Source organism: Aeromicrobium camelliae (genome assembly GCF_003850045.1).
Lineage (GTDB): Bacteria > Actinomycetota > Actinomycetes > Propionibacteriales > Nocardioidaceae > Aeromicrobium > Aeromicrobium camelliae.
The window spans coordinates 1-21,605 of record NZ_RQJX01000009.1 but is presented as its reverse complement, the minus strand read 5'-3'; the positions used below and the strand labels follow the sequence as shown (position 1 = coordinate 21,605).

The window sequence follows — 21,605 nt, the reverse complement described above, 5'->3', positions numbered from 1 at the left end:
GACGTTCTTGAGCAACTTCATCGTGCATCCTCAAATGATCTGGCGCCCCCCTTGTGATGAAGCGCTCCGCGAGTATTCAATCGGGTCCGTTTTTCGCGTGCGCTCGCGGGGTCCGATGTCGTCCGTCTCGCGTCCACATGATGGAAGGAGTTGTCTCAGAAGTTGACACGCGCGCTACCTCGGGAGCACACTGATCGCGTGCATGCCCTGATTCTCGTACGTCACTAGACGCTTCGTCCTCGACGCAGCGTCTCCCTCGAATGCCTTCGGGCCGGGGGTTTTTTTTATGCAGACGGCATGACGACCCACAGAAGGACCGACAAGAGATGGACCGCGAGATGACCGAACCGCCGGCCGAGACCATCACCGGGGCCCAGAGCCTCGTCCGGGCGCTGGAGCGCGCGGGCGTCGACACGATCTTCGGAATTCCGGGAGGCGCGATCCTCCCGGCCTACGATCCGTTGTTCGACTCCTCGATCCGTCACGTCCTCGTACGTCACGAGCAGGGTGCCGGGCACGCGGCCGAGGGCTACGCGCTGGAAACCGGGAAGGTCGGCGTCTGCATGGCGACTTCGGGTCCCGGCGCTACCAACCTCGTGACGGCGATCGCCGACGCCTACCTCGACTCCGTGCCGATCGTGGCCGTGACCGGTCAGGTGGCGAGTGGAGTCATCGGTTCGGACGCCTTCCAGGAGGCTGACATCCGCGGCATCACGATGCCCATCACCAAGCACAGCTACCTCGTCACCGACGCCGACGAGATCCCCGGCGTCATCGCCGAGGCGTTCCACATCGCCAGCACGGGCCGTCCCGGCCCCGTCCTCGTCGACATCAGCAAGGACGCGTTGCAGGCGAGCACGACGTTCCGCTGGCCGAGCGAACTGGCTCTGCCCGGCTACCGGCCGACCGCGCGTCCGCACAACAAGCAGATCCGCGAGGCTGCCCGGCTCATCGCCGAGGCCACGAAGCCGGTGCTGTATGTCGGTGGCGGCGTCATCAAGTCCGACGCGGCGGCAGAGCTGAAGATGCTCGCCGAGCTCACCCAGATCCCGGTCGTCACCACGCTGATGGCTCGCGGCGCCTTCCCGGACTCGCACGAGCTCCACCTCGGTATGCCCGGCATGCACGGCACGGTCGCCGCCGTGGGCGCGTTGCAGCGCAGCGACCTGCTGATCACGCTCGGTGCCCGGTTCGACGACCGGGTGACCGGCACGCTCGAGTCCTTCGCGCCTCACGCGAAGGTCATCCACGCTGACATCGACCCGGCCGAGATCTCCAAGAACCGTACGGCCGACGTGCCGATCGTCGGCGACGCCCGCGAGGTGATCGCCGACCTCATCCGGGCGCTGCAGAAGCAGACGGAGGAGGACGGCCTCACCGGTGAGTACGGCGCGTGGCGTCAGTACGTGCTGGGGCTGAAGCAGAAGTTCCAGCCCTCGTACGACAAGCCGGAGAAGGGGCTCGCGCCCCAGACCGTGATCGAGCGGCTGAGTGCGATCGCCGGTCCCGACGCCACCTACGTCGCCGGCGTGGGCCAGCACCAGATGTGGTCGGCGCACTACGTCGACTTCGAGCGTCCGCGCCAGTGGCTCAACTCCGGTGGCGCCGGCACGATGGGCTACGCCGTGCCCGCGGCCATGGGCGCGAAGGCCGGCAATCCGGACCGCGTGGTGTGGGCCATCGACGGCGACGGCTGCTTCCAGATGACCAACCAGGAGCTGGCGACCTGCGCGATCGAGGGCATCCCGATCAAGGTGGCCGTCATCAACAACTCCTCGCTGGGCATGGTGCGGCAGTGGCAGACCCTCTTCTACGAGGGCCGCTACTCCAACACCGACCTGCATACCGGACCCGAAGCCATCGGCGCGCGACGGCTCCCCGACTTCGTCAAGCTCGCCGACGCGTACGGTTGTGTCGGGTTGCGTTGCGAGAGCGAGGACGAACTCGACGACGTCATCGCCAAGGCGATGAGCATCAACGACGTTCCAGTCGTCATCGACTTCGTGGTCGAGCGCGACGCGATGGTGTGGCCCATGGTGGCCGCCGGCACCAGCAACGACGACATCAAGATCGCGCGGGACCTCGCGCCGGAGTGGGAGGACGACGACCTGTGACTGAGCGTTCCCGAGTGAACCGACCGGCACTGATGCCGAGTCTTCGTCCCCATTCTTCCGGAGGTGCGGCATGAGCAGCCATACCCTGAGCGTGCTCGTCGAGAACACGCCCGGCGTCCTGGCCCGGGTGTCGAGCCTGTTCATGCGCCGAGGCTTCAACATCGAGAGCCTCGCCGTCGGCCCGACCGAGATCCCCGAGATCTCGCGCATGACGATCGTCGTCAACGTCGAGAGCCTGCCGCTCGAGCAGGTCACCAAGCAACTCAACAAACTCGTCAACGTGCTCAAGATCGTGGAGCTGGACTCCACCAGCGCCGTCGAGCGCGAGCTCATGTTGATCAAGGTCAAGACGGACCTTCAGACGCGCGGACAGGTGCTGGAGACCGTCCAGCTGTTCCGCGCCAAGGTCGTCGACGTCGCCCAGGACTCGGTCACGATCGAGGCCACCGGCGACGCGGGCAAGCTCGCTGCCATGCTGAACGTCCTCGAGCCGTTCGGCATCCGTGAGATCGCCCAGTCCGGACGGGTCGCCATCGGTCGCGGCTCGCGGTCCATCACCGACCGCACCCTGCGCACCGTTCCGGGCACCCAGGCCGGGTGAACCCTCCCGACCACCAGACGTCCACCCCTCAACCCAAGGAGAATCCACTCGTGGCCGAGTTGTTCTATGACGACGACGCAGATCTGACCATCATCCAGGGCAAGCACGTCGCCGTCCTGGGCTACGGCAGCCAGGGGCACGCCCACGCCCTCAACCTGCGTGACTCCGGCGTCGACGTCCGCGTCGGCCTGCCCGAAGGCTCCAAGAGCCGGGAGAAGGCGGAGGCCGAAGGCCTGCGCGTCCTCACGCCCGCCGAGGCGGTCGAGGAGGCCGACGTCGTCGTCGTCCTCGCTCCGGACCCGGTGCAGCGCTCGCTGTATGCCGAGGCCATCGAGCCCAACATCACCGACGGCGACACCCTCGTCTTCGGTCACGGCTTCAACATCCGCTTCGGCTACATCCAGCCGCCGGCAGGTGTCGACGTCGTCATGGTCGCCCCGAAGGGCCCCGGCCACATCGTGCGCCGTGAGTTCGTCGAGGGCCGCGGTGTCCCGGACATCGTGGCCGTCGAGCAGGACGCCAGCGGCTCGGCCTGGGACTTCGTGATCTCGTACGCCAAGGCCATCGGCGGCACTCGCGCCGGCGCCATCAAGACGACGTTCACCGAGGAGACCGAGACCGACCTCTTCGGCGAGCAGGCCGTCCTGTGCGGCGGCGTCTCGCAGCTGATCCAGTACGGCTTCGAGACCCTCACTGAGGCCGGCTACCAGCCCGAGGTCGCCTACTTCGAGGTGCTGCACGAGCTCAAGCTCATCGTCGACCTCATCTGGGAGGGCGGCATCGCCAAGCAGCGCTGGAGCGTCTCGGACACCGCCGAATACGGCGACTACGTCTCCGGCCCGCGGGTCCTCGGCCCCGAGGTCAAGGAGAACATGAAGGCCGTTCTCGGCGACATCCAGAACGGTTCCTTCGCCGACCGCTTCATCAAGGATCAGGACGCCGGCGCGCCGGAGTTCCTCGCTCTGCGTGAGAAGGCCGCTCAGCACCCGATCGAGGCCGTGGGCAAGGAGCTCCGCGCCCTCATGAGCTGGGTCAAGGCCGAGGGCACCGACGACTACGTCGAGGGTTCTGCCGCACGCTGACCTGACGTGTCACCGACCCGCCGAGTGTGACGTCGCGCATCCGAATCAGGCGATTCGGGGACCGGAACGTCGCGCTCGGCGGGTTTCGTCATGCAATGAGGTCGATCGCGTCGGGATCGCGCACGGCGCTCTCCGCCTCCGGGCCGAGCGAACGCCAGGCGCGGGCCAGCCGGGCCACGGCGTCGTCGAGCGCGGCGGACTCGTGAACGAAGGGTACGCGCAGCCAGCCCTCCCCGGCGCTCGGCTGCGCGCCGAAGAACCGCGGACCGGGCGTCAGACGCACGCCTTCGTCCTCCGCGGCGATGACCAGTGCGCTGGAAGCCCGGCGGGGTAGCTCGATCCAGGCGCTGAGGCCGCCGCGCGGGCGGTTGACGTTCCAGCCAGGCAGTTCGCGCCGCACTGCGTCGATCAGTGCGTCGCGCCGGGTGCGGATGGTCTCGCGGTGCGGGGGACGGTCCAGCAGCCCTTCGGCGACCGCCTCGGCCACGACCAGCTGATCGAAGCTCGACGAACCGAGGTCGTGATGCATGCGAGCTTGCACGAGCCGTGGCACGAGCGATCGGGGTGCGCGCAGCCAGCCGATGCGGAGCCCACCCCAGAGTGACTTCGACGCCGAACCCAGGGTGATGGAGTCGCGATGCCAGGTGGCGAGGTGGGGGAGCGGCGCCTCCTGATCGATGCGGATATCGCGCATCGTCTCGTCGATGACGGTGACGACCTCGTGCCGGCGCAGCGCCGTCCCGATGGCCGCGCGCTGCTCCTCGCTCATCACGGCCCCGGTGGGGTTGTGGAAGTCGGGGATGAGGTAGGCAGCCCGTGCTGCGGGGACGAGCCGGTGGAAGTCCTCGAGGGGCCAAGGGGTCGTGCCGAACGGCAGCGGCAGGAACCGCGCCCCGGCGTGGCCGAGCGTGTCGAAGGCGTGCGGATAGCTGCACGCCTCGGTGAGGACGCGGTCGCCCGGGCGGAGCAGGGTCCGGGTGAGCAGGGCGAGCGCGCCCTGGGCGCCGTTGGTGACGATGATCTGCTCGGGATCGGTGGGGAGGCCCTGCTCGCTGTAGCGCTGCGCCAACCGCTCGCGCAGGAGTGGCAAGCCGTCCGGCAGGTAGCCGTTCGTGGCGAGCAGGCTGGGCAGTCCATCAAGCGCGCGTTGCACGAGGTGCGCGAGTTCCGGCGGGGCGGTCATGGCCGCGCTGGTGAGGGCGATGACGCCCGGTTGCTCGGGGACCGCGAGCATGCTCGCCGCGGCGCGCCCACTCACCGGGACCCGGACGGTCGTGCCGGACCCGTGCCGGGAGGTGACCAGGCCGCGCTCGCGCAACGACGCGTAGATCCGCGTCGTCGTGGTGCGACTCAGCCCGGCCGCCTCCGCGAAGGAGCGCTCGCTGGGCAGGCGCGTTCCGTCCGGAAGCCGGCCGTCGAGGATGGCCGCCACGATCGCGGTCGACCACTGACGGTAGGCCGGTCCGCCGCCGGTCGTGGTGGGCTGTCCGACCATCGTCACGAGGGCGCGTGCGCTCAGGTTCATGACGCCACTCTGGAGCAAGTGGCTATGGATCACAAGGCCACTTCGGGACACAGTGATCGTATGTTCTGGGTGATCCTCTTGATTGGCATTGCGGTCGTCGGCGTTCTCGCGACGTTACGGGCCATCGTGCTTGATGGGTACCGCCGTCAGCCGACCCGCGGGCGCCGTCCGTGACCGGCCGGCTGCTGAGGCTGCTCATCGGCCTCTGGCTGTACGGGGCCACCATGGCGATGATGGTCCGCGCCGGGCTGGGCCTGAATCCCTGGGACGTGCTCCACGAGGGCATCACGCACCACGTGCCGGTGTCCTTCGGGGTCGTGACCGCGGTGGTGGGCGTCCTCGTCCTGCTGGCGTGGATCCCGCTGCGACAACGTCCGGGCGTCGGGACAGTGCTCAACGTCCTCGTCATCGGCGTTGCCGTCGACGTCACGCTGGCGATGCTGCCGGAGCCGGGGACGTTGCTTCCCTCGGCGGTGCTGCTGGCAGGCGGCGTGGTCGGCAACGCATTCGCTGGTGCGCTCTACGTGAGTGCCGATCTCGGACCCGGACCGCGCGACGGGCTCTGGGTGGCGCTGGTCGCGCGGACCGGACGAAGCGTGCGAGTCGTACGGACCTGCCTCGAACTCTCCGTCCTGGCCCTGGGCTGGGTCCTCGGCGGGACCGTCGGGATCGGAACTGTCGCCTACGCGCTCGCGGTCGGACCTTTGGCGCAGCGGTTCTTGCGATCGCTGCGCTGGTCCGGATCCGCGCCGCCTGTCACGGCTGAACGAGCACCGGGGCCGCTTCGCGCACCGTGAGGGCCGAGGGCGCGCCCTCGGCGGTGATCACGGCGTCGAGTGGCTGCCAGGGCTCGTCGCCGACGGCGTACTCGACGACGTAGATCACGTCCACCCGCACCTCGAGCGCCTCGGCGGGTCCTTGGTAGCGATGGGTGACGTCCAGGTGGGGATACGGGCGACCTGCGGAGGTGGTGCGCTGTGAGGTTCCGTCGCCGTGATGCCACGTGAACGACGACGGTGTCGCCCGGACCCGGACCGGAGTGCCGAGCAGGTCCAGCGTCCGTTCGAACGGTTCGGGCTCGGCGTACAGGTTGGTGGGAACGTTCACGAGGGTGGTGGTCGCCGGTTCGATGTGGACGCGAAGCGACGGGAGCCCGAGTTCGCGGACGGCGCGCAGGACGTCGCCCTCGCTCGGTGCGACGGGAGCCGCGGGCGCGGCGACTGCCGTGGCGGGCTGCTCTGGAGCGAAGATGCACGGCACGCCGACGATGGAGGTCCTGATCGGGCAGACGGCTCTGAGCGTCTCCTCGATCAACGCGCGCTGGCGTGCGACGGGATCGAGCACCGGCCGGTTCGCCGGGGCAGGGGAGACAGGGCGAGGGGCGGAGGGGTGGGCCGGGGGAATGAAACGTTCGGCTCGTACGTGTAGTCGTGGAGCTAAGGAATCGGGCACCACGTCGATCGACGTCGGCACCGTCAACAGCACACTGCCGACAATCGCGGCGACTGGTTTCATTGCGGCTCCATCGTGATGTCCAGCATTCGTCGAGGACCTTCCTCGCCCACGTAGAAGACGAAGAGGTAGCTGTTTGTGGAGGCACCTTCCCTGACGTCAACAGCCGCACGGACCGCTATCCGCGACTGGTCCTCAAACGTCTCGAGTTGGTCCTCTCTTAGCGTCCAAATGTCGCTCGTCGGAGACTTGCCTTCGGCGGCAAGCCTCTTGAACTCGCGTGCGTAGCTGCTGCAGGGCGAACAGTCAGGCGATGACGTGGCCCCAAGCCATTCCTGATTTCCATGTCGCGCTGAGGCGTTGAAAACTCCGATCCAGTGACGGACGAAGGCTTCGGCGCCGGCGGGGGAGTCGTCGAGGGCGAGTTCGGGCATCGTCGGCGGCGCGTCGGTGGGGGAGTCTGTGGCGGTCGGAGACGGCTTCTCCTCAGAGGGCGAACTCGAGCACCCGGCCAGTAGGAGAGAAGTCACGGCCATCGCAGTCGCGAGTCGTCGGATCATCGTCACCCCCGTCGTCGTGCCCACGAAAGTAACGCGCCTCCGTCCGTTTGTCAGCATCCCGCGCTCACCCTGTGGACGGACTCCGCCACCCGAGAAGCGGTCGCCCGCCGACAGCGAGCCTCGAACCGTGCCGGCGGTCTCAACAGGTGGAACGCTCGCCGCTCCGCTCCCAACTTGTGGCCACTTGTGGCCGGTTTCGGTGCCGAAAATGGGCCACAACCGGCCACATTTTGCGAGCGGCGGCGTTCCGGGGCGCCGGGGGTACCTGGCATGGGTGGTACGGTCGGGGCGTCAACTGAACATTGGCCGGGGTGCCCGCGAAGGGCTGAGATCACACCCGCCGAACCTGATCCGGTTAGTACCGGCGCAAGGGAGCCCACATGTCCGCGGATATTTCCGTCGACCACGTCGTCGACACCGTCCACCGCCTCCACGAGCAGACGCCGTTGGTGCAGTGCATCACGAACTACGTCTCGATGGATCTGGCCGCCAACGTGCTCAACGCGGCGCATGCCTCGCCGGCGATGGTGCACGACGAGCGCGAGGCCGCCGAGATGGCGAGACTCGCCTCCGCCGTCGTCGTCAACATCGGCACGCTCAGCCCACCGTGGGTCACCGGCATGCACGAGGCCGCGAGCGTCGCTGCGGAGCGCGGCATCCCGTGGGTGCTCGACCCTGTGGCGGTCGGCGCTACGGCGTACCGACGTGAGACGACGAACGCGCTGCTGACCCACCGGCCCGCCGTCATCCGGGCGAACGCGAGCGAGATCGTCGCGCTCGCCACCGCTCAGGGCGCCGGACGTGGCGTGGACAGCACGCACGACTCCACGGCCGTCGTCGAGCAGGCGCAGGCGCTCGCCTCGGCGACCGGGAGTGTCGTGGTGGTGAGCGGAGCCTCGGATGTCGTCACTGACAGTGTCACCACGGTGATCGTCGACGGCGGCGACCCGCGGATGCCGCTCATCTCCGCGCTCGGATGCGCGGCGACGGCGCTCGTGGGCGGGGCCGCTGCCGTGGCTCCGACGCCGCTGCTGGGAGCGGTTGCGGCGATGGCCATGCTCGCGAACGCGGGCGAACGCGCCGGCCGCTCCGCGCAGGGGCCGGGCACGCTGCGTCCCGCGCTGCTCGACGCCCTGTGGGCGCAACGGCCCGAGGACCTGAGGGACGTGGTGCTGCGATGACGTTCCACCACGGCGTCTACCTGGTGACCGAACCGCTCGCCGATCTTGGGACGATCGTCGCCGAGGCCGTCGCGGGCGGGGTCGACCTCGTCCAGGTGCGCGACAAGACCGCCGACACCGCATCCTTGATCGACGCCGTCCACGACCTGCGACGCCACGCCACTGTGCCGATCGTCGTGAACGATGACCTCGACGCAGCGGTGCGCGCGGACGGCATCCACGTGGGGGTCGACGACCTGCCACCCTCGCAGGCCCGGCGCGTGCTCGGACCGCGAGCGATCGTGGGGTGGTCGGTCAACGACCCGGTTCAGCTCGACGAGGTCGAGGAGGTCGCGGCGTGCGACTACGTGGCGGTGAGCCCCGTGTGGGCGACGAGGACGAAACCCGACCATCAGCCGCCACTCGGCGTCGACGGCGTCCGGGCCGTCGCGCGACGTACGGACCGGCCGGTCGTCGCCATCGGGGGCATCGACGCGGCCCGCGCCTTCGAGGTCGTCGCAGCGGGCGCGGACGCCGTCGCCGTCGTCACCGCGATCACGCGTGCGGGCGATCCGCGCTCAGCCGCAGCGGACCTCGTCGCGGCGGTCCGTGAAGGGCGGGAGCAGCGATGACCACGCGCGAACCCGTCATGCTCACGATCGCGGGCTCCGATCCGTCGGGAGGTGCCGGCATCCAAGCTGACCTCAAGACGGCGAGCGCCCTCGGGATCTACGGGGCGAGTGTGCTCACCGCGCTCACCGCGCAGAACACTCGAGGGGTCACCGGCATCCACCCCATCCCGGCCGACTTCGTCGATGCGCAACTGCGGGCGGTGCTGGAAGATCTCGACGTGCGCGCCATCAAGATCGGCATGCTGGGCGATCCCGACGTCATCGAGGCGATCGGGCGCCGGCTCGCAGAACGCTCGGAAATCGCCGTGGTGCTGGACCCGGTCATGGTCGCGACGTCGGGGGACCGGCTCATCCCGGAGTCCGCGGTGGATGCGATCCGATCGGTGCTCGTGCCGAAGGCGACGGTGGTGACGCCGAACCTGCCCGAGACCCGGGTGCTCACGTCGATGCCGGTCGAGAACGAGCACGGCTTCGAAGCGGCCGGACGGGCGCTGCTCGGCGAGGGCGCCGATCACGTGCTCGTCAAGGGCGGACACCTGGAGGGCGATGAGGTGATCGATGTCCTCGTGTCGGCGGCCGGAACGCAACGCTTCGTCCATCGGCGGATCGCGTCGGTGAACACACACGGGACGGGATGCACGCTGTCGGCGGCGATCGCGTCCCGCATGGCGCTCGGTGACGAGGTGGAGGAGGCGGTCGCGTCGGCCCGCGGGTACCTGCAGCGTGCCCTCGTGGGCGGCGCCGATCGCCGGTACGGTGCTGGACACGGTCCCGTGGACCACCTGGTCGACCAGCGGAGGAACGAGCGATGACCTTCGCCGAGCAGGCCTGGGCAGACGCCGGGGACGACATCACTCGCATCCTCGAGCATCCGTTCGTCCGGGGGCTCGCCGACGGCACACTTCCGTGGGCGACCTTCGAACGCTACCTGTGCGACGACGCGCACTACCTCGACCGGTACGCGCGGGTGCTTTCGCTCCTGGCCGCGAAGGCCCCGGTCATCGCCGATGTCGGAGTCCTGGCCGAGTTCGCTGCCGGCGCCGCAGTCGCCGAGCGCGCCCTGCACGAGGGGCGCCTCGGGGACGCGATCGCGTCCTCGACGCCGAGCCCGACCTGCGACGCCTACACAGGCTTCTTGTGGTCGCGCGCCACGAGCGCGTCCGCTGCGGTGGGCCTCGCCGCCGTCCTGCCGTGCTTCACGGTGTACGCCGAGGTGGGTCGCCGCCTCCAGGAGCGGCAGCGGGATGATCATCCGTACCGGGACTGGATCGAGACCTATGCCGACCCGTCCTTCGCCGACGCCAGCCGTCGCTGCGAAGCGCTCGCCGACCGTTGGGCTGCGGGCGATCCTTCCTCAGTGCCGGCGATGCGGGAGGCGTACGCACGCGCCGTGCGTTACGAGTGGCGATTCTGGGACACGGCCTGGCGGGATGCGGTACTTTAGCGGGGTTTGCTCGCGGGCATTTCATGCCTGGCGTCCTGTGCGTCGCCTTCCGCTGGCGACATGAAACTCATCTCGCGTAGTTATCTGGAAGGTCCATGGTCGAACTCGCCGGGCGGAAGCTCCTCATCACGCACACGATGATCCATCGCATTATGGGATCGACGGTCGCTGCGCTCGAGCTCGCCACACATCTGACCGAACGTCAGGCGCACGTCACGGTGTATGCGTCGTTTATCGACGATCCGCTGAAATCGTTGTTTCTCGATCGTGGCATCACCCTCGAAAGCGACGAAAACGCACTGGAAATCGACGATTTCGAGATCGTCTGGGTGCACAGCCAAGTGCTGCCCGAGTCCTGGATCCGTCAGCTCGGTGAGATGTCGCCGACCGATCGACCGCGGTTCATCTTCCACCACATGTCCGCGATCGAGTACGCCCCCGATGAGCATCCCTACATGTGGGGGCTCGAAGAACGGCTGGCCTCCCTGTCGTTGTTCATCTCTCCGATGACCCGCGAGAAGCTCCTGCCCTACTACGCGAACGTTCCGCCGACCGCGCTGTATCCGAATCCGGCGCCCGTCGAGTGGCGCGGCGTACGGCGCGGAAGCGCTCCTGCCGCCCCTCGCGACATCGTCATCGTCTCGAACCACGCCGTCGGCGAGGTGGAGAAGGCGGCCGACGTTCTGCGGGAACGAGGGTGCCGGGTGCGTCATTTCGGTTCTAGCGGCGACACGTACGAGCTCGTCAGCCCGGCGCATCTCGCCGGCGCTGACCTGGTCATCACGATCGGGAAGACCGTGCAGTACTGCCTCGTGGCCGGAGTCCCGGTGTACGTCTATGACCACTTCGGCGGCTACGGCTATCTCTCCGCCGAGAATTTCGATTCCGCCCAGCACCGGAACTTCTCCGGCCGTGGCGGATGGCAACTCGGTCCTGAAGAACTCGTCGAAGACATCCTCGCGAATTACTCCGATGCTTCTCGTTTTCACGCTGAGCGGCTCGAGGAGTTTCGACGGACCTACTCTCTCGACCACGTTGTCGACCGGGTGATGCTCCTCGCAGACGGCGACCACCGCGGGGCACCGCTGGAAACCAGTCTGGTGTGCGCGAGTGCGAGTGCTCAGCATTTCGCCAGCCGCGCCTACCAGCATTGGGGCCACCTGCGGAATGCGGATGCGGACCGGTCGCGACTGTCGACGGAGCTCGAGGCAGCGCGGCGGCGCATCGAGGAGTTGGAGGCCGACCACGCTGTGCAGCGATCGGAACTGGAGCAGCTCCGAAGCTCGTGGAGTTTCCGCGTCGGGCGTCGCATCGTGGCACCGCTCGCTGCGGTGGCGCGGCGCCTCCTCCGGCGCTGACGCGGCTCAGCGCCGCGTGGCGATGATGAGGCTGGCGTCGGGGTCGATGAGCATCTCGACGGCGACGAAGCGCTCGTCGGTCAGCCATTGCTCGCGCACCGTGTCGACCTGACCGTCGACGATCGGCGGCCAGAAGCTCGAGGGCACGAAGTCGTCGAGCACGGCGATGCCGCCCGGTGCGAGCAGACCGGCAAGCACGTCCATATCGGCCATCACGTCGCGCACGTCGACGAACAGCAGCGAGAACGGGGCGTACTGCTCAAGGGCCGACCAGTCGCCGGCGAGGACGGTGACGTTCTCGGCGCTTGCGAAGATCTCCTGAACGTCCTTCGCCAGCTCGGGGTCGAGTTCGGCGGTGACGATGCGCGCTTCCTTCGGGGCGCCGCTGTGCAGCCATGCCGACCCGACGCCGCATCCGGTCCCGAGCTCGGCCAGCGTCCCTTCGCGAGACGCGGCGAGCGTCGCGAGCAGTCGACCGGTCTCGTGGCGTGTCGACGTGATGAAGCCGCGCCGCCGCGACAGATCGAGAGTGCGGGCGACGAGATCGGGAACTTCGACGGGGGCGCTCACCTGCCCAGTCTGGCACGCCCGGCGCGGGCCGACGGCCGCAGTGGGTCGTCAGGTGAGACGCTGTCGATCAGCTGACGAGAGGCCACACCATGGCGGCCACGACGAAGGCCGTGACACCCAGCGTGGTCTCCATGACCGTCCACGTCTTCAGCGTCGTCTTCACGTCCATGCCGAAGAACCGGCTGACGAGCCAGAAGCCCGAGTCGTTGACGTGGGAGAGCACGGTGGCACCGGCGGCGATCGCGGTGACCAGCAGTGCGATCTGCACGTCACCGAGCTCGCCGGCCTGGCTGGCGATGAGCCCTGCGGTCGTCGTCAAGGCAACCGTCGCCGAGCCCTGGGCGACGCGGAGAGCCGTCGAGATGACGAAAGCCTGCAGCAGGAGGGGGATGCCGACCCCCGACAGGGAGGAGGTCAGGGCGGCGCCGATGCCGCTGAGTTCGAGCACCCCGCCGAACATGCCGCCCGCGCCGGTGATGAGGATGATCGAGCAGATCGGGCCGAGCGACTCGTCCAGCAACGACATCGTGTCGTTCAGCGTCCGTCCGCGCGTGCCGAGCAGGACGATCGCCGCCAGCAGGGCGATCAGCAGCGCCACCGGGGTGTTGCCGAGCAGGATGAACGCGTCGGCGACGGTGCTCTCCTCGAGGTTCCCGGCCGCGATCAGGGTGGTCAGCACCGTGTTGATGCCGATCAGCACGAGCGGGATCAGCAGCAGACCGAGCACGACGGCGAAGCTCGGTGCCGCGACTTTGGTCGCGGTCCCGCCGCCGTTCACCGGACCGAACAACAGGTCCGTCACGGCCACGTCGATCCGCCGACCGAGGACTTTCGACACGAGGTACACACCGACGTACCAGGCGATGATCGCGATGGGCAGGTTGATGACGAGGATGAGGCCGATATCGCCGCCGAGGGACGTCCCCGCCGCGACCGGCCCCGGATGCGGCGGGACCAGGGCGTGCATCGCGGCGAAAGCGCCCGCCGCCGGCAACGCGTAGTAGAGGACCGAGCCGCCGAATCGCCGCGCCACGGTCAGGATGATGGGCAGGAAGATGACGAGGCCGGCGTCGAAGAAGATCGGCAGACCGAAGATCAGCGCGGCCACGCCGAGCGCGAACGGAGCGCGCTTCTCCCCGAACCGGTTGATCAGCGTGTCGGCCAGCACCTGCGCCCCGCCGGTCACCTCGAGCAGCCGGCCGAGCATCACGCCGAAGCCGACGAGGAGCGCCACCGACCCCAGGGTGTCCGCGAACCCGAACGTGAGCGCTGCCGGGACGTCTGCGAGCGGAATCCCTGCCGCGATCGCGGTGAGGAGGCTGACCAGCACGAGTGCGATGAAGGCGTGCAGCCGCACCTTCATGATGAGGAAGAGCAGCAGCGCCACCGCGACCGCAGCGATCAGCAGGAGAGTCCTGGCACCGAATACCGGCTCAATGGGTTCCATCATCAACTCCGCAGGTGAAGTGGGTCATGGGCGCCGTTCCCGCCCGAGAGTGCCGCACCGCCGTCCGCTTCACAATCGGAGCGGACGACGAAATAGCGCGAAAAATCCGCGCCGAGGTGCTCGCGAAATCCTTCACGAGCCGTTACAGTGGTCGGCATGCGGAAGCAGCTCGTAGCCATCGCTTGCCGCGGCAGGACCTCTTAGGGCCACACCTGCCGCGGCGTTTCGGCGTTGGCCCGACGATTCCGCAGCAGATGTCCTGACCACGATCTGGTCCCCTTTCTGTATCGAGCTCGAGAGCACACACGTCGAGTCTGTGGCCCCGTGGAATCGCCGGTTCACCCGAATCCCGCGTTCCACCTCCATCAACTCGAAGCTCGAAGGAAGACCATGATGATTCTCGATCCAGTGATCGAATGGGGACCAGCACACCTGCGTGAGGACGAGTTCGCCGACGCGGCCGACCGACCCGACGACAACTGACCACCTTTCGAGATCCCGGTTTCACATCATGAGATCGCCTCTCTTAGGATCGGTGGCATGACGTCCACTCGCCCGTTCTCCCTGGCCGTCGTCCCCGGCGACGGCATCGGCCCCGAAGTCACCGCTCAAGCGCTCCGCGTGCTCGACGTTCTCGCGCCCCAGCACGGCGTCGCGTTCGAGCGCACCGAGTATGACCTCGGCGCCCGGCGCTGGCACGCGACGGGTGAGACGTTGCCGGAATCGGTGCTCGAGGAGATCCGTCAGCACGACGCGATCCTGCTCGGCGCCGTCGGCGATCCGACTGTGCCCTCGGGCGTGCTCGAACGCGGCCTGCTGCTCAAGCTGCGCTTCGAACTGGACCACTACGTGAACCTGCGCCCGAGCAAGCTCTTCTCGGGCGTTCCCACCCCGCTGGCCGCGCCCGGCGACATCGACTTCGTCGTCGTGCGTGAAGGCACGGAGGGGCCCTACGTCGGCAACGGGGGTGCGATCCGCGTCGGCACGCCGCAGGAGGTCGCCACCGAGGTCAGCCTCAACACGGCCTTCGGTGTCGAGCGTGTGGTCCGTGACGCCTTCGCCCGGGCTCAGGCCCGCCCGCGCCGCAAGCTCACCCTCGTGCACAAGAACAACGTGCTCGTGCACGCCGGGCATCTGTGGAGCCGCACCGTCGAGGCCGTCGGGGCCGAGTACCCGGACGTGACGGTGGACTACCTGCATGTCGACGCGGCCACGATCTTCCTGGCGACCGATCCGGCCCGGTTCGACGTCATCGTGACCGACAACCTGTTCGGCGACATCCTGACCGACCTCGCCGCAGCGATCACCGGCGGCATCGGCCTGGCTGCGAGCGGCAACGTCAACCCCGACCGCACCGCGCCGAGCATGTTCGAGCCTGTGCACGGGTCAGCGCCGGACATCGCCGGTCAGAGCAAGGCCGACCCGACGGCTGCGATCCTGTCGGCTGCACTCCTGCTCGACCACCTCGGACTGCCTGAGGCGGCCGGCCAGATCACGCAGGCCGTCGAGGCCGACATCGCCGAGCGCTCCGGCGCTCGCCGCACTGAGGAGGTGGGGGAGGCCATCGCGTCACGCGTGGCCGGAGAGGTATCGACGGTCTCCTGACCGCATACCCCCTTCGACCCCGGAAAGCAGTACCGTGACTTCTATGACCCCCACCGCGTTCGCGCCGCGCATCGAGCAGAATCAGCACGCCCGCAGCGAGCCCGAACGCGCCGCGATTCTGGAGAATCCCGGCTTCGGTAATCACTTCACCGACCACATGTTCCTCGCCGAGTGGACGCCCGACCACGGCTGGCACGATGCGCGCGTCGTCCCGTACGGGCCGCTCTCGCTCGACCCGGCCACGGCCGTCCTGCACTACGCGCAGGAGATCTTCGAGGGGCTCAAGGCCTACGGCCACGCCGACGGTTCGGTGTGGCTGTTCCGCCCCGACGCGAACGGCGAGCGGCTTCAGCGCTCGGCGCACCGTCTGGCGTTGCCCGAACTCCCGCTCGAGTGGTTCCTCGGATCCGTGCGCGCGCTCATCGAGACCGACCGCGCCTGGGTGCCGCGTGGCGAGGAGAAGAGCCTCTACCTGCGTCCGTTCATGTTCGCGTCGGAGGCGTTCCTCGGCGTCCGTCCGAGCCAGCACGTGACCTACTCGGTGATCGCGTCGCCCGCGGGAGCGTACTTCACAGGCGGCATCAAGCCGGTCTCGATCTGGCTGTCCGAGCAGTACAGCCGCGCCGGCGCCGGCGGCACCGGCGCCGCGAAGTGCGGCGGCAATTACGCCGCGAGCCTGTTGCCGCAGCAGGAGGCCGCGGCCGAGGGCTGCGCCCAGGTGGCGTTCCTCGACGCGGTGGAGCACCGCTGGGTCGAGGAACTCGGAGGCATGAACCTGTACTTCGTGCAGGCCGACGGCTCGATCGTCACCCCGGAGCTCAGCGGCTCGATCCTCGAGGGTGTCACCCGTGACTCGATCCTGCGACTCGCCGCCGAACTCGGCCACCAGGTCGTCGAGCGCAAGGTCAGCATCGACGAGTGGCGCGAAGGCGCTGCGGACGGGACGATCACCGAGGTGTTCGCCTGCGGCACGGCGGCAGTCGTGACCCCCGTCGGCACCCTCAAGTGGCGCGGCGGCGAGGTGACCGCGGGCGATGGCGGCCTGGGCAAGGTCACCGCCGAGATCCGCCAGGCCCTGGTCGACATCCAGTACGGACGGGCCGAGGATCGCTTCGGCTGGATGACACGCGTGCTCTGATCGGGCTACCCACCGGTCGCCGCGGCGTCGGTGATTGGATTGGTCGTATGGATGACCAGCCCATGCGCCAGGAGCATGACCTCATCGGCGACCGCGAGGTTCCCGCCGACGTCTACTGGGGTGTGCATTCGTTGCGCGCCTTGGAGAACTTCCCGATCACCGGTATCCCCATCGCCCAGAGTCCGTACCTCGTGGAGGCGCTCGCGGCCGTCAAGGAGGCGGCCGCGACCGCCAACCACGAGCTCGGCCTGCTCGACGACGAGCGGTTCCGCGCGATCCGCGATGCGTGCGAGGAGATCCGCGGCGGGGCACTCACCGATCAGTTCGTGGTGGACGTCATCCAAGGGGGCGCGGGCACGTCCACCAACATGAACGCCAATGAGGTCATCGCCAACCGCGCGCTTGAGTTGCTGGGCCGCGAGAAGGGCGACTACGCCTACCTGCACCCCAACGAGCACGTCAACCTCAGCCAGTCGACCAACGACGTGTACCCGACGGCCATCAAGATCGCGGTCATCCTCGCCACCAAGTCCCTGCTCGAGGCGATGGAGGTGCTCGAGGAGTCGTTCGCTCGCAAGGCGACCGAGTTCCACGACGTGCTGAAGATGGGCCGGACTCAGCTGCAGGACGCGGTTCCGATGACCTTGGGCCAGGAGTTCCGCACCTACAGCCTGATGATCGCCGAGGACCGAGCCCGGCTCTCCGAGGCGGTCATGCTGCTGCACGAGATCAACCTCGGCGCCACCGCCATCGGCACCCAGCTCAATGCGCCGGCCGGCTATGTCCAGTCGGCCTGCTCGCATCTGGCGGAGATCACGAACCTGCCCCTCGTGCCGGCGATCGACCTCATCGAGGCGACGCAGGACTGCGGCGCCTTCGTGCAGTTGTCCGGCACCCTCAAGCGGGTCGCGGTGAAGCTGTCGAAGATGTGCAACGACCTGCGGTTGCTCTCGTCCGGTCCTCGGGCCGGTCTGAACGAGATCAACCTGCCGGCCGTCCAGGCCGGGTCGAGCATCATGCCGGGCAAGGTCAACCCGGTCATCCCCGAGGTCGTCAACCAGGTCGCGTTCCAGATCATCGGGCACGACGTCACCGTCTCGATGGCAGCCGAGTCCGGCCAGCTGCAGCTGAACGCCTTCGAGCCGGTCATCTGCTACTCGTTGTCCGCCGGCCTGGCACGCCTGCGCGAGGCGATCCTGGTGCTCGCGCGGCGCTGCGTCGACGGGATCACCGCCAACCGCGAGCTGTTGCGCGCCGAGGTGGCCAACTCGATCGGTCTCGTCACGGCGCTCAACCCGTACATCGGCTACCAGGCGGCGACCGAGGTGGCCAAGGAGGCACTCGCGAGCGGCCGCGGGGTGGCCGAGCTCGTGCTGGAGCGCGGTCTGCTCCCGCCCGAGCGCCTCGAGGAGATCCTGCGTCCGGAGTCGCTGGCGAACCTCGCTCCACGCCCCGAGCCACCGCACGTCGACGAGTGACGAACACCCATGGGGGCCGCCCGGGCAGCACGGTCATGCGTGCGGCTGCGGGCGGTCTTCGTGCGACGCGGCTCAGCGGAACAAGACCGCGGGGTTGTCGAGGAGCGTGACGTCGAGTTCGTGCGCGACGTCGTCGTAGCCCATCTCGACCCGCACGCGGCGCTCCGTGCCGATCGTATCGGCCTGCGGATCGCCGAGCCCGTAGGCGATGTCACGCAATGTGACGACCGCCGGGCCCACCGGGTCGACATGCGGCCACTCGGTCAGCAGGCGATGCGTCAGACCGCTGGTGACGGCCCCGACCATCGCCGCCTCCGCGCCCTCAGGCACCTTCACGCACAGCTCGGGCAGTCCGAAGGACTCCAGACCGCGGGTGCCGAGCACGCCGCGGGACGCGACGTCGTAGTGCACCAGCACCCACGCGTCCGCGTACTCCAGCCGCACGGCACCCGTCGGCGGTTCCAGCAACCGCGGGAGCGCGAGGTCGACGACGAGACCGTCGTGCTCAGCGGCCAGCGAGAACGCGGCCGAGCGCATCTGCACGTGCGCCTCGCCCGCCCCGGCGAGCGGCGCGACCTGGACGAGTACCTGGGCGTGCGGACGCTCGCGCCACATCGCCATCAGTTCCTCCGACGCCCCGTTGCGCCGGAGCAGCGGTTCGAGGCCCTCCGGCAGGGGGTCGTCACGGTCGAGCGCCTCAGCCGTCACGACGGCGTACATGATGTCGACGTGTCCGGGGCGTGGGACGGCTGTGGTGGTCATGGTGAGCTTCAGTCTAGACTTTGTCTCGTGACCATCACCGCGATCATTATCGCCTAGCGCGCCGGGTACCCACTCGACGCGCCGCCTCCCGACCCCGGGGGGCTTTTTTGTTGTCGATGGGCACGATCGCACGAACACGAAGGACCGAACGAACCGATGAGCAGCATCCCCGCCTCCGGCACCCTCACTCCGGGCGACTTCCACGTCTACGACACGACGATGCGTGACGGCGCCCAGCAGGAGGGCCTGAACCTCTCGGTCCAGGACAAACTGACGATCGCGCGCCACCTCGACGAACTCGGTGTCGGCTACATCGAAGGTGGCTGGCCCGGGTCCAATCCCAAGGACACCGAGTTCTTCGCCCTCGCGTCCAAGGAACTCGACCTGCGCCGCTCGACCCTCGCCGCCTTCGGCGCGACGCGACGCGCCGGCGTCGCCGCGGCCGACGACCCGCTTGTCGCGGCCCTGCGCGACAGCGGCGCCTCGGTCGTGACGCTCGTCGCCAAGAGCCACGACCGGCATGTCGAGCTCGCGCTGCGCACCACGTTGGCGGAGAACCTCGCGATGGTCCGCGACACCGTCTCTCACCTGCGCGGGGAGGGGCAGCGCGTCTTCCTCGACTGCGAGCACTTCTTCAACGGGTTCCTCGACAACAAGGCGTACGCGCTCGAGGTCGTGAGGACAGCGGCCGAAGCGGGAGCCGAGGTCGCGGTGCTGTGCGACACCAACGGCGGGATGCTGCCGCACTGGGTGGCCGACATCGTCGCCGAGGTCGCGGACGCGACCGGGGCGCGGCTGGGCATCCATGCCCACAACGACACCGGCTGCGCCGTCGCGAACTCCATCGCGGCGGTGCAGGCCGGGGCGACGCACTTGCAGGGGTGCATCAACGGCTACGGCGAGCGCACGGGCAACGCCGACCTCGTCACGTGCGTTGCGAACCTGGAGTTCAAGCTCGGCATGAACGTCATGCCGGAGGGGGCGTTGCGCGACGCGACCCGCATCTCGCATGCGATCAGCGAGATCACCAACTACCCGCCGTCGGCCCGGCAGCCGTACACCGGCGTCTCGGCGTTCGCGCACAAGGCCGGCCTCCACGCCAGCGCGATCCGTGTGGATCCGGACCTCTACCAGCACATGGACCCGGCGCTCGTGGGCAACGACATGCGGCTGCTCGTCTCGGAGATGGCCGGTCGCGCCACGATCGAGCTCAAGGGCCGCGAACTGGGCATCGACCTCTCCGGGGACCCGGCCACGCTGGCCCGGGTGACCGACCGGGTCAAGAGCATGGAGCAGGAGGGCTACACCTTCGAGGCGGCCGACGCCTCCTTCGAGCTGTTGCTCCTGGAGGAGGTCGAAGGGGCCCGGCCCACGTACTTCGACATCGAGTCGTGGCGGGTCATCGCGGAGTCCGTCGGCTCGGCGTCCGCGGGGGGCGCGCTGGCCGAGGCCACCGTCAAGATCACCGCGGGCGGACGCCGGTTGGCTGTCATCGGCGAGGGCAACGGCCCCGTCAACGCTCTCGACCACGCCCTGCGGCTCGCGATCGAGCAGGTCTATCCGGACGTCGCCCGCTTCCACCTCATCGACTTCCGTGTGCGCATCCTCGACCAAGGCCACGGCACCGATGCGGTCACCCGAGTGCTCATCGAGACGAGCGACGGCAAGGACGCGTGGGTGACGGTCGGGGTCGGCGCGAACATGATCGAGGCCTCGTGGGAGGCCCTCGTCGATGCGGTGACCTACGGGCTCCGGCTCCACCAGGTGACGCCGCTGCGATGAAGCTGCGTCCCACCGTCGGCGGGCTCACGCTCGTCCTCCTGCTGGTCGCCGGGGCCGGCATCTACCTCGTCGACCGGCACCAGAAGTCGACCGAGGTCGAGCAGGCCGACGCGGCTGCGCTCCGCTACAGCGAGGACCTCGCCACCTACCAGGACGAGGCTCACGCCGAACTGGCGATGCTTGCGGCACAGGGGGAGGGCGGAGCACTCGTCGAGACCGCCACTCGCCTGCGCGACGAGCTGCCGCGACCCGCTGACGTGGGCGCCTACGGCGCTGAGAACTCCAGCGCGTACCGGGCGGCGTTGGATCGTCGGGTGGCGATCGAGGAGCGGTTCGGCGTCGCGGTCGACGTCTTGGAGGAGTGGGCGACCGCGGCACCGTTCGTCGCGGCAGCACAGGATGCGCTGGACGCCGACATCCCGCAGAGCGTCGTGTCCGGCCCGGTCGCCAGCGGTGACCCGGTGCGTGCCGAGCTCATCCCGCTCATGGAGCAGGTCAAGGCGCAGTTCGAGGCCGTCACGGTGCCGCCGGGCCAGGAGCAACTCGCGGCCGGAGTGAGCGGAGCGCTGCAGCACGTCATCGATGCGGCCACCGTGGCCGCTCAGGAGCTCGATGCCGGCCGCGCCGCGTCCTTCACGTACGGCGCTCAGTATCAGGAGGCCCTGCGGCCCGTCCTGGAGTATGAGGCCCAGCTACGGTCCCGTGTGGAGGCCGCGATCGCCGGGGTCGCCCCCGTCGGTCGCGGGGGCCCGTCCGTGCCGTTGCCCGGTCCGGACGAGGAGCAGTCGCCGGAGCCAGGAGACGCGGTCTAGCTGTGATGTCCAGGGACGTTGTTTCTCTGGATAGGTGAAGGCCTCCGGGTGAGAGTGGAGCTGTCTAGGTTCCGTTTCGCACC

At 68.7% G+C, this 21,605-nt stretch carries 20 protein-coding genes and 1 riboswitch; of the genes, 14 read left to right on the top strand and 6 right to left on the bottom strand.

Going from position 1 to position 21,605, the window contains the following annotated elements; genetic code table 11:
* Positions 1–338: 338 nt before the first annotated feature.
* From EHW97_RS08040 to ilvC, 3 genes are all read left to right on the top strand, one after another.
* Positions 339–2,114 carry an acetolactate synthase large subunit gene (locus tag EHW97_RS08040; RefSeq protein ID WP_243696354.1) on the top strand — a complete coding sequence of 592 codons (1,776 nt, stop codon included), beginning with the start codon at positions 339–341 and terminating at the stop codon, positions 2,112–2,114.
* Between the two features lie 70 nt (positions 2,115–2,184).
* Entirely contained in the window at positions 2,185–2,715 is a 531-nt protein-coding gene (ilvN, locus tag EHW97_RS08035) for an acetolactate synthase small subunit (protein WP_124236654.1), read from the top strand.
* A gap of 50 nt (positions 2,716–2,765) precedes the next feature.
* Complete coding sequence (gene ilvC / locus EHW97_RS08030) at positions 2,766–3,797, top strand: ketol-acid reductoisomerase (RefSeq protein ID WP_124236653.1); 1,032 nt, start codon at positions 2,766–2,768, stop codon at positions 3,795–3,797.
* An 88-nt stretch (positions 3,798–3,885) separates the two neighbouring features.
* Here the strand turns inward: ilvC and yczR are convergent, their stop codons facing one another.
* The gene (gene yczR, locus EHW97_RS08025; protein WP_124236652.1) at positions 3,886–5,322 is read right to left on the bottom strand and encodes a MocR-like transcription factor YczR; all 1,437 of its coding nucleotides are present in this window, start codon (positions 5,320–5,322) and stop codon (positions 3,886–3,888) included.
* A gap of 170 nt (positions 5,323–5,492) precedes the next feature.
* Here yczR and yczE point away from each other — a divergent pair, with 170 nt between their 5' ends.
* Positions 5,493–6,119 carry a membrane protein YczE gene (yczE, locus tag EHW97_RS08020; protein WP_124236651.1) on the top strand — a complete coding sequence of 209 codons (627 nt, stop codon included), beginning with the start codon at positions 5,493–5,495 and terminating at the stop codon, positions 6,117–6,119.
* On the opposite strand, the gene EHW97_RS08015 is transcribed toward yczE, so the two are convergent.
* Positions 6,079–6,666 carry a hypothetical protein gene (locus tag EHW97_RS08015; RefSeq protein WP_124236650.1) on the bottom strand — a complete coding sequence of 196 codons (588 nt, stop codon included), beginning with the start codon at positions 6,664–6,666 and terminating at the stop codon, positions 6,079–6,081. The two genes, yczE and EHW97_RS08015, sit on opposite strands and share 41 nt — an antisense overlap.
* A 167-nt stretch (positions 6,667–6,833) precedes the next feature.
* Positions 6,834–7,358, bottom strand: a complete 525-nt coding sequence (locus EHW97_RS08010) for a DUF6318 family protein (protein ID WP_124236649.1) — start codon at positions 7,356–7,358, stop codon at positions 6,834–6,836.
* Positions 7,359–7,631: 273 nt separating this feature from the next.
* Positions 7,632–7,725: riboswitch (TPP riboswitch) on the top strand.
* Here EHW97_RS08010 and thiM point away from each other — a divergent pair.
* The 5 genes from thiM to EHW97_RS07985 all read left to right on the top strand — a co-directional run bounded on the left by thiM (position 7,715) and on the right by EHW97_RS07985 (position 11,928).
* On the top strand, positions 7,715–8,515 hold the full coding sequence (gene thiM / locus EHW97_RS08005; protein ID WP_124236648.1) for a hydroxyethylthiazole kinase: 801 nt from the start codon (positions 7,715–7,717) through the stop codon (positions 8,513–8,515). It overlaps the preceding riboswitch by 11 nt.
* A complete protein-coding gene (gene thiE / locus EHW97_RS08000; RefSeq protein WP_124236647.1) occupies positions 8,512–9,126 on the top strand; it encodes a thiamine phosphate synthase in 615 nt (204 codons plus the stop codon). Before thiM ends, thiE begins: the two co-directional genes overlap by 4 nt.
* On the top strand, positions 9,123–9,938 hold the full coding sequence (thiD, locus tag EHW97_RS07995; RefSeq protein ID WP_124236646.1) for a bifunctional hydroxymethylpyrimidine kinase/phosphomethylpyrimidine kinase: 816 nt from the start codon (positions 9,123–9,125) through the stop codon (positions 9,936–9,938). The genes thiE and thiD overlap by 4 nt, the downstream gene beginning before the upstream one ends.
* Positions 9,935–10,570 carry a TenA family protein gene (locus tag EHW97_RS07990; protein WP_124236645.1) on the top strand — a complete coding sequence of 212 codons (636 nt, stop codon included), beginning with the start codon at positions 9,935–9,937 and terminating at the stop codon, positions 10,568–10,570. Before thiD ends, EHW97_RS07990 begins: the two co-directional genes overlap by 4 nt.
* 95 nt (positions 10,571–10,665) lie before the next feature.
* Positions 10,666–11,928, top strand: coding sequence for a hypothetical protein (locus tag EHW97_RS07985; RefSeq protein ID WP_124236644.1), 1,263 nt, complete (start codon positions 10,666–10,668; stop codon positions 11,926–11,928).
* A 6-nt stretch (positions 11,929–11,934) separates the two neighbouring features.
* On the opposite strand, the gene EHW97_RS07980 is transcribed toward EHW97_RS07985, so the two are convergent.
* Both EHW97_RS07980 and EHW97_RS07975 read right to left on the bottom strand, forming a co-directional pair.
* Positions 11,935–12,498: an O-methyltransferase gene (locus EHW97_RS07980; protein WP_124236643.1), complete on the bottom strand. Its 564-nt coding sequence runs from the start codon at positions 12,496–12,498 to the stop codon at positions 11,935–11,937.
* Between the two features lie 67 nt (positions 12,499–12,565).
* Complete coding sequence (locus EHW97_RS07975; RefSeq protein ID WP_124236642.1) at positions 12,566–13,945, bottom strand: GntP family permease; 1,380 nt, start codon at positions 13,943–13,945, stop codon at positions 12,566–12,568.
* A gap of 540 nt (positions 13,946–14,485) precedes the next feature.
* Between EHW97_RS07975 and EHW97_RS07970 the strand changes: the two genes are divergently transcribed.
* Genes EHW97_RS07970 through EHW97_RS07960 form a run of 3 tightly spaced genes read left to right on the top strand, consistent with a single transcriptional unit; the run spans position 14,486 to position 18,166 of the window.
* Entirely contained in the window at positions 14,486–15,550 is a 1,065-nt protein-coding gene (locus tag EHW97_RS07970; protein WP_124236641.1) for a 3-isopropylmalate dehydrogenase, read from the top strand.
* A 43-nt stretch (positions 15,551–15,593) separates the two neighbouring features.
* Complete coding sequence (locus tag EHW97_RS07965) at positions 15,594–16,688, top strand: branched-chain amino acid aminotransferase (RefSeq protein ID WP_124236640.1); 1,095 nt, start codon at positions 15,594–15,596, stop codon at positions 16,686–16,688.
* A 47-nt stretch (positions 16,689–16,735) separates the two neighbouring features.
* Positions 16,736–18,166: an aspartate ammonia-lyase gene (locus EHW97_RS07960; protein WP_124236639.1), complete on the top strand. Its 1,431-nt coding sequence runs from the start codon at positions 16,736–16,738 to the stop codon at positions 18,164–18,166.
* 72 nt (positions 18,167–18,238) lie between these two features.
* Here EHW97_RS07960 and EHW97_RS07955 read toward each other — a convergent pair whose 3' ends face one another.
* Positions 18,239–18,928, bottom strand: coding sequence for a hypothetical protein (locus EHW97_RS07955; protein ID WP_124236638.1), 690 nt, complete (start codon positions 18,926–18,928; stop codon positions 18,239–18,241).
* Positions 18,929–19,084: 156 nt separating this feature from the next.
* Between EHW97_RS07955 and cimA the strand changes: the two genes are divergently transcribed.
* Complete coding sequence (cimA, locus tag EHW97_RS07950; RefSeq protein WP_124236637.1) at positions 19,085–20,710, top strand: citramalate synthase; 1,626 nt, start codon at positions 19,085–19,087, stop codon at positions 20,708–20,710.
* Positions 20,707–21,522: a hypothetical protein gene (locus tag EHW97_RS07945; protein WP_124236636.1), complete on the top strand. Its 816-nt coding sequence runs from the start codon at positions 20,707–20,709 to the stop codon at positions 21,520–21,522. The genes cimA and EHW97_RS07945 overlap by 4 nt, the downstream gene beginning before the upstream one ends.
* The last annotated feature ends 83 nt before the right edge of the window (positions 21,523–21,605 follow it).

Bases quoted from the DNA above. Each gene is read 5' to 3' on its own strand.
- thiD (WP_124236646.1), top strand. From the start codon at position 9,123: ATGACCACGCGCGAACCCGTCATGCTCACGATCGCGGGCTCCGATCCG.
- EHW97_RS07975 (WP_124236642.1), bottom strand. From the start codon at position 13,945: ATGGAACCCATTGAGCCGGTATTCGGTGCCAGGACTCTCCTGCTGATC.
- EHW97_RS07955 (WP_124236638.1), bottom strand. From the start codon at position 18,928: ATGACCACCACAGCCGTCCCACGCCCCGGACACGTCGACATCATGTAC.
- cimA (WP_124236637.1), top strand. From the start codon at position 19,085: ATGAGCAGCATCCCCGCCTCCGGCACCCTCACTCCGGGCGACTTCCAC.
- EHW97_RS07965 (WP_124236640.1), top strand. From the start codon at position 15,594: ATGACCCCCACCGCGTTCGCGCCGCGCATCGAGCAGAATCAGCACGCC.
- EHW97_RS07945 (WP_124236636.1), top strand. From the start codon at position 20,707: ATGAAGCTGCGTCCCACCGTCGGCGGGCTCACGCTCGTCCTCCTGCTG.
- EHW97_RS08040 (WP_243696354.1), top strand. From the start codon at position 339: ATGACCGAACCGCCGGCCGAGACCATCACCGGGGCCCAGAGCCTCGTC.
- EHW97_RS07990 (WP_124236645.1), top strand. From the start codon at position 9,935: ATGACCTTCGCCGAGCAGGCCTGGGCAGACGCCGGGGACGACATCACT.
- EHW97_RS07985 (WP_124236644.1), top strand. From the start codon at position 10,666: ATGGTCGAACTCGCCGGGCGGAAGCTCCTCATCACGCACACGATGATC.
- EHW97_RS07970 (WP_124236641.1), top strand. From the start codon at position 14,486: ATGACGTCCACTCGCCCGTTCTCCCTGGCCGTCGTCCCCGGCGACGGC.
- EHW97_RS07960 (WP_124236639.1), top strand. From the start codon at position 16,736: ATGGATGACCAGCCCATGCGCCAGGAGCATGACCTCATCGGCGACCGC.
- thiM (WP_124236648.1), top strand. From the start codon at position 7,715: ATGTCCGCGGATATTTCCGTCGACCACGTCGTCGACACCGTCCACCGC.
- yczR (WP_124236652.1), bottom strand. From the start codon at position 5,322: ATGAACCTGAGCGCACGCGCCCTCGTGACGATGGTCGGACAGCCCACC.
- ilvN (WP_124236654.1), top strand. From the start codon at position 2,185: ATGAGCAGCCATACCCTGAGCGTGCTCGTCGAGAACACGCCCGGCGTC.
- thiE (WP_124236647.1), top strand. From the start codon at position 8,512: ATGACGTTCCACCACGGCGTCTACCTGGTGACCGAACCGCTCGCCGAT.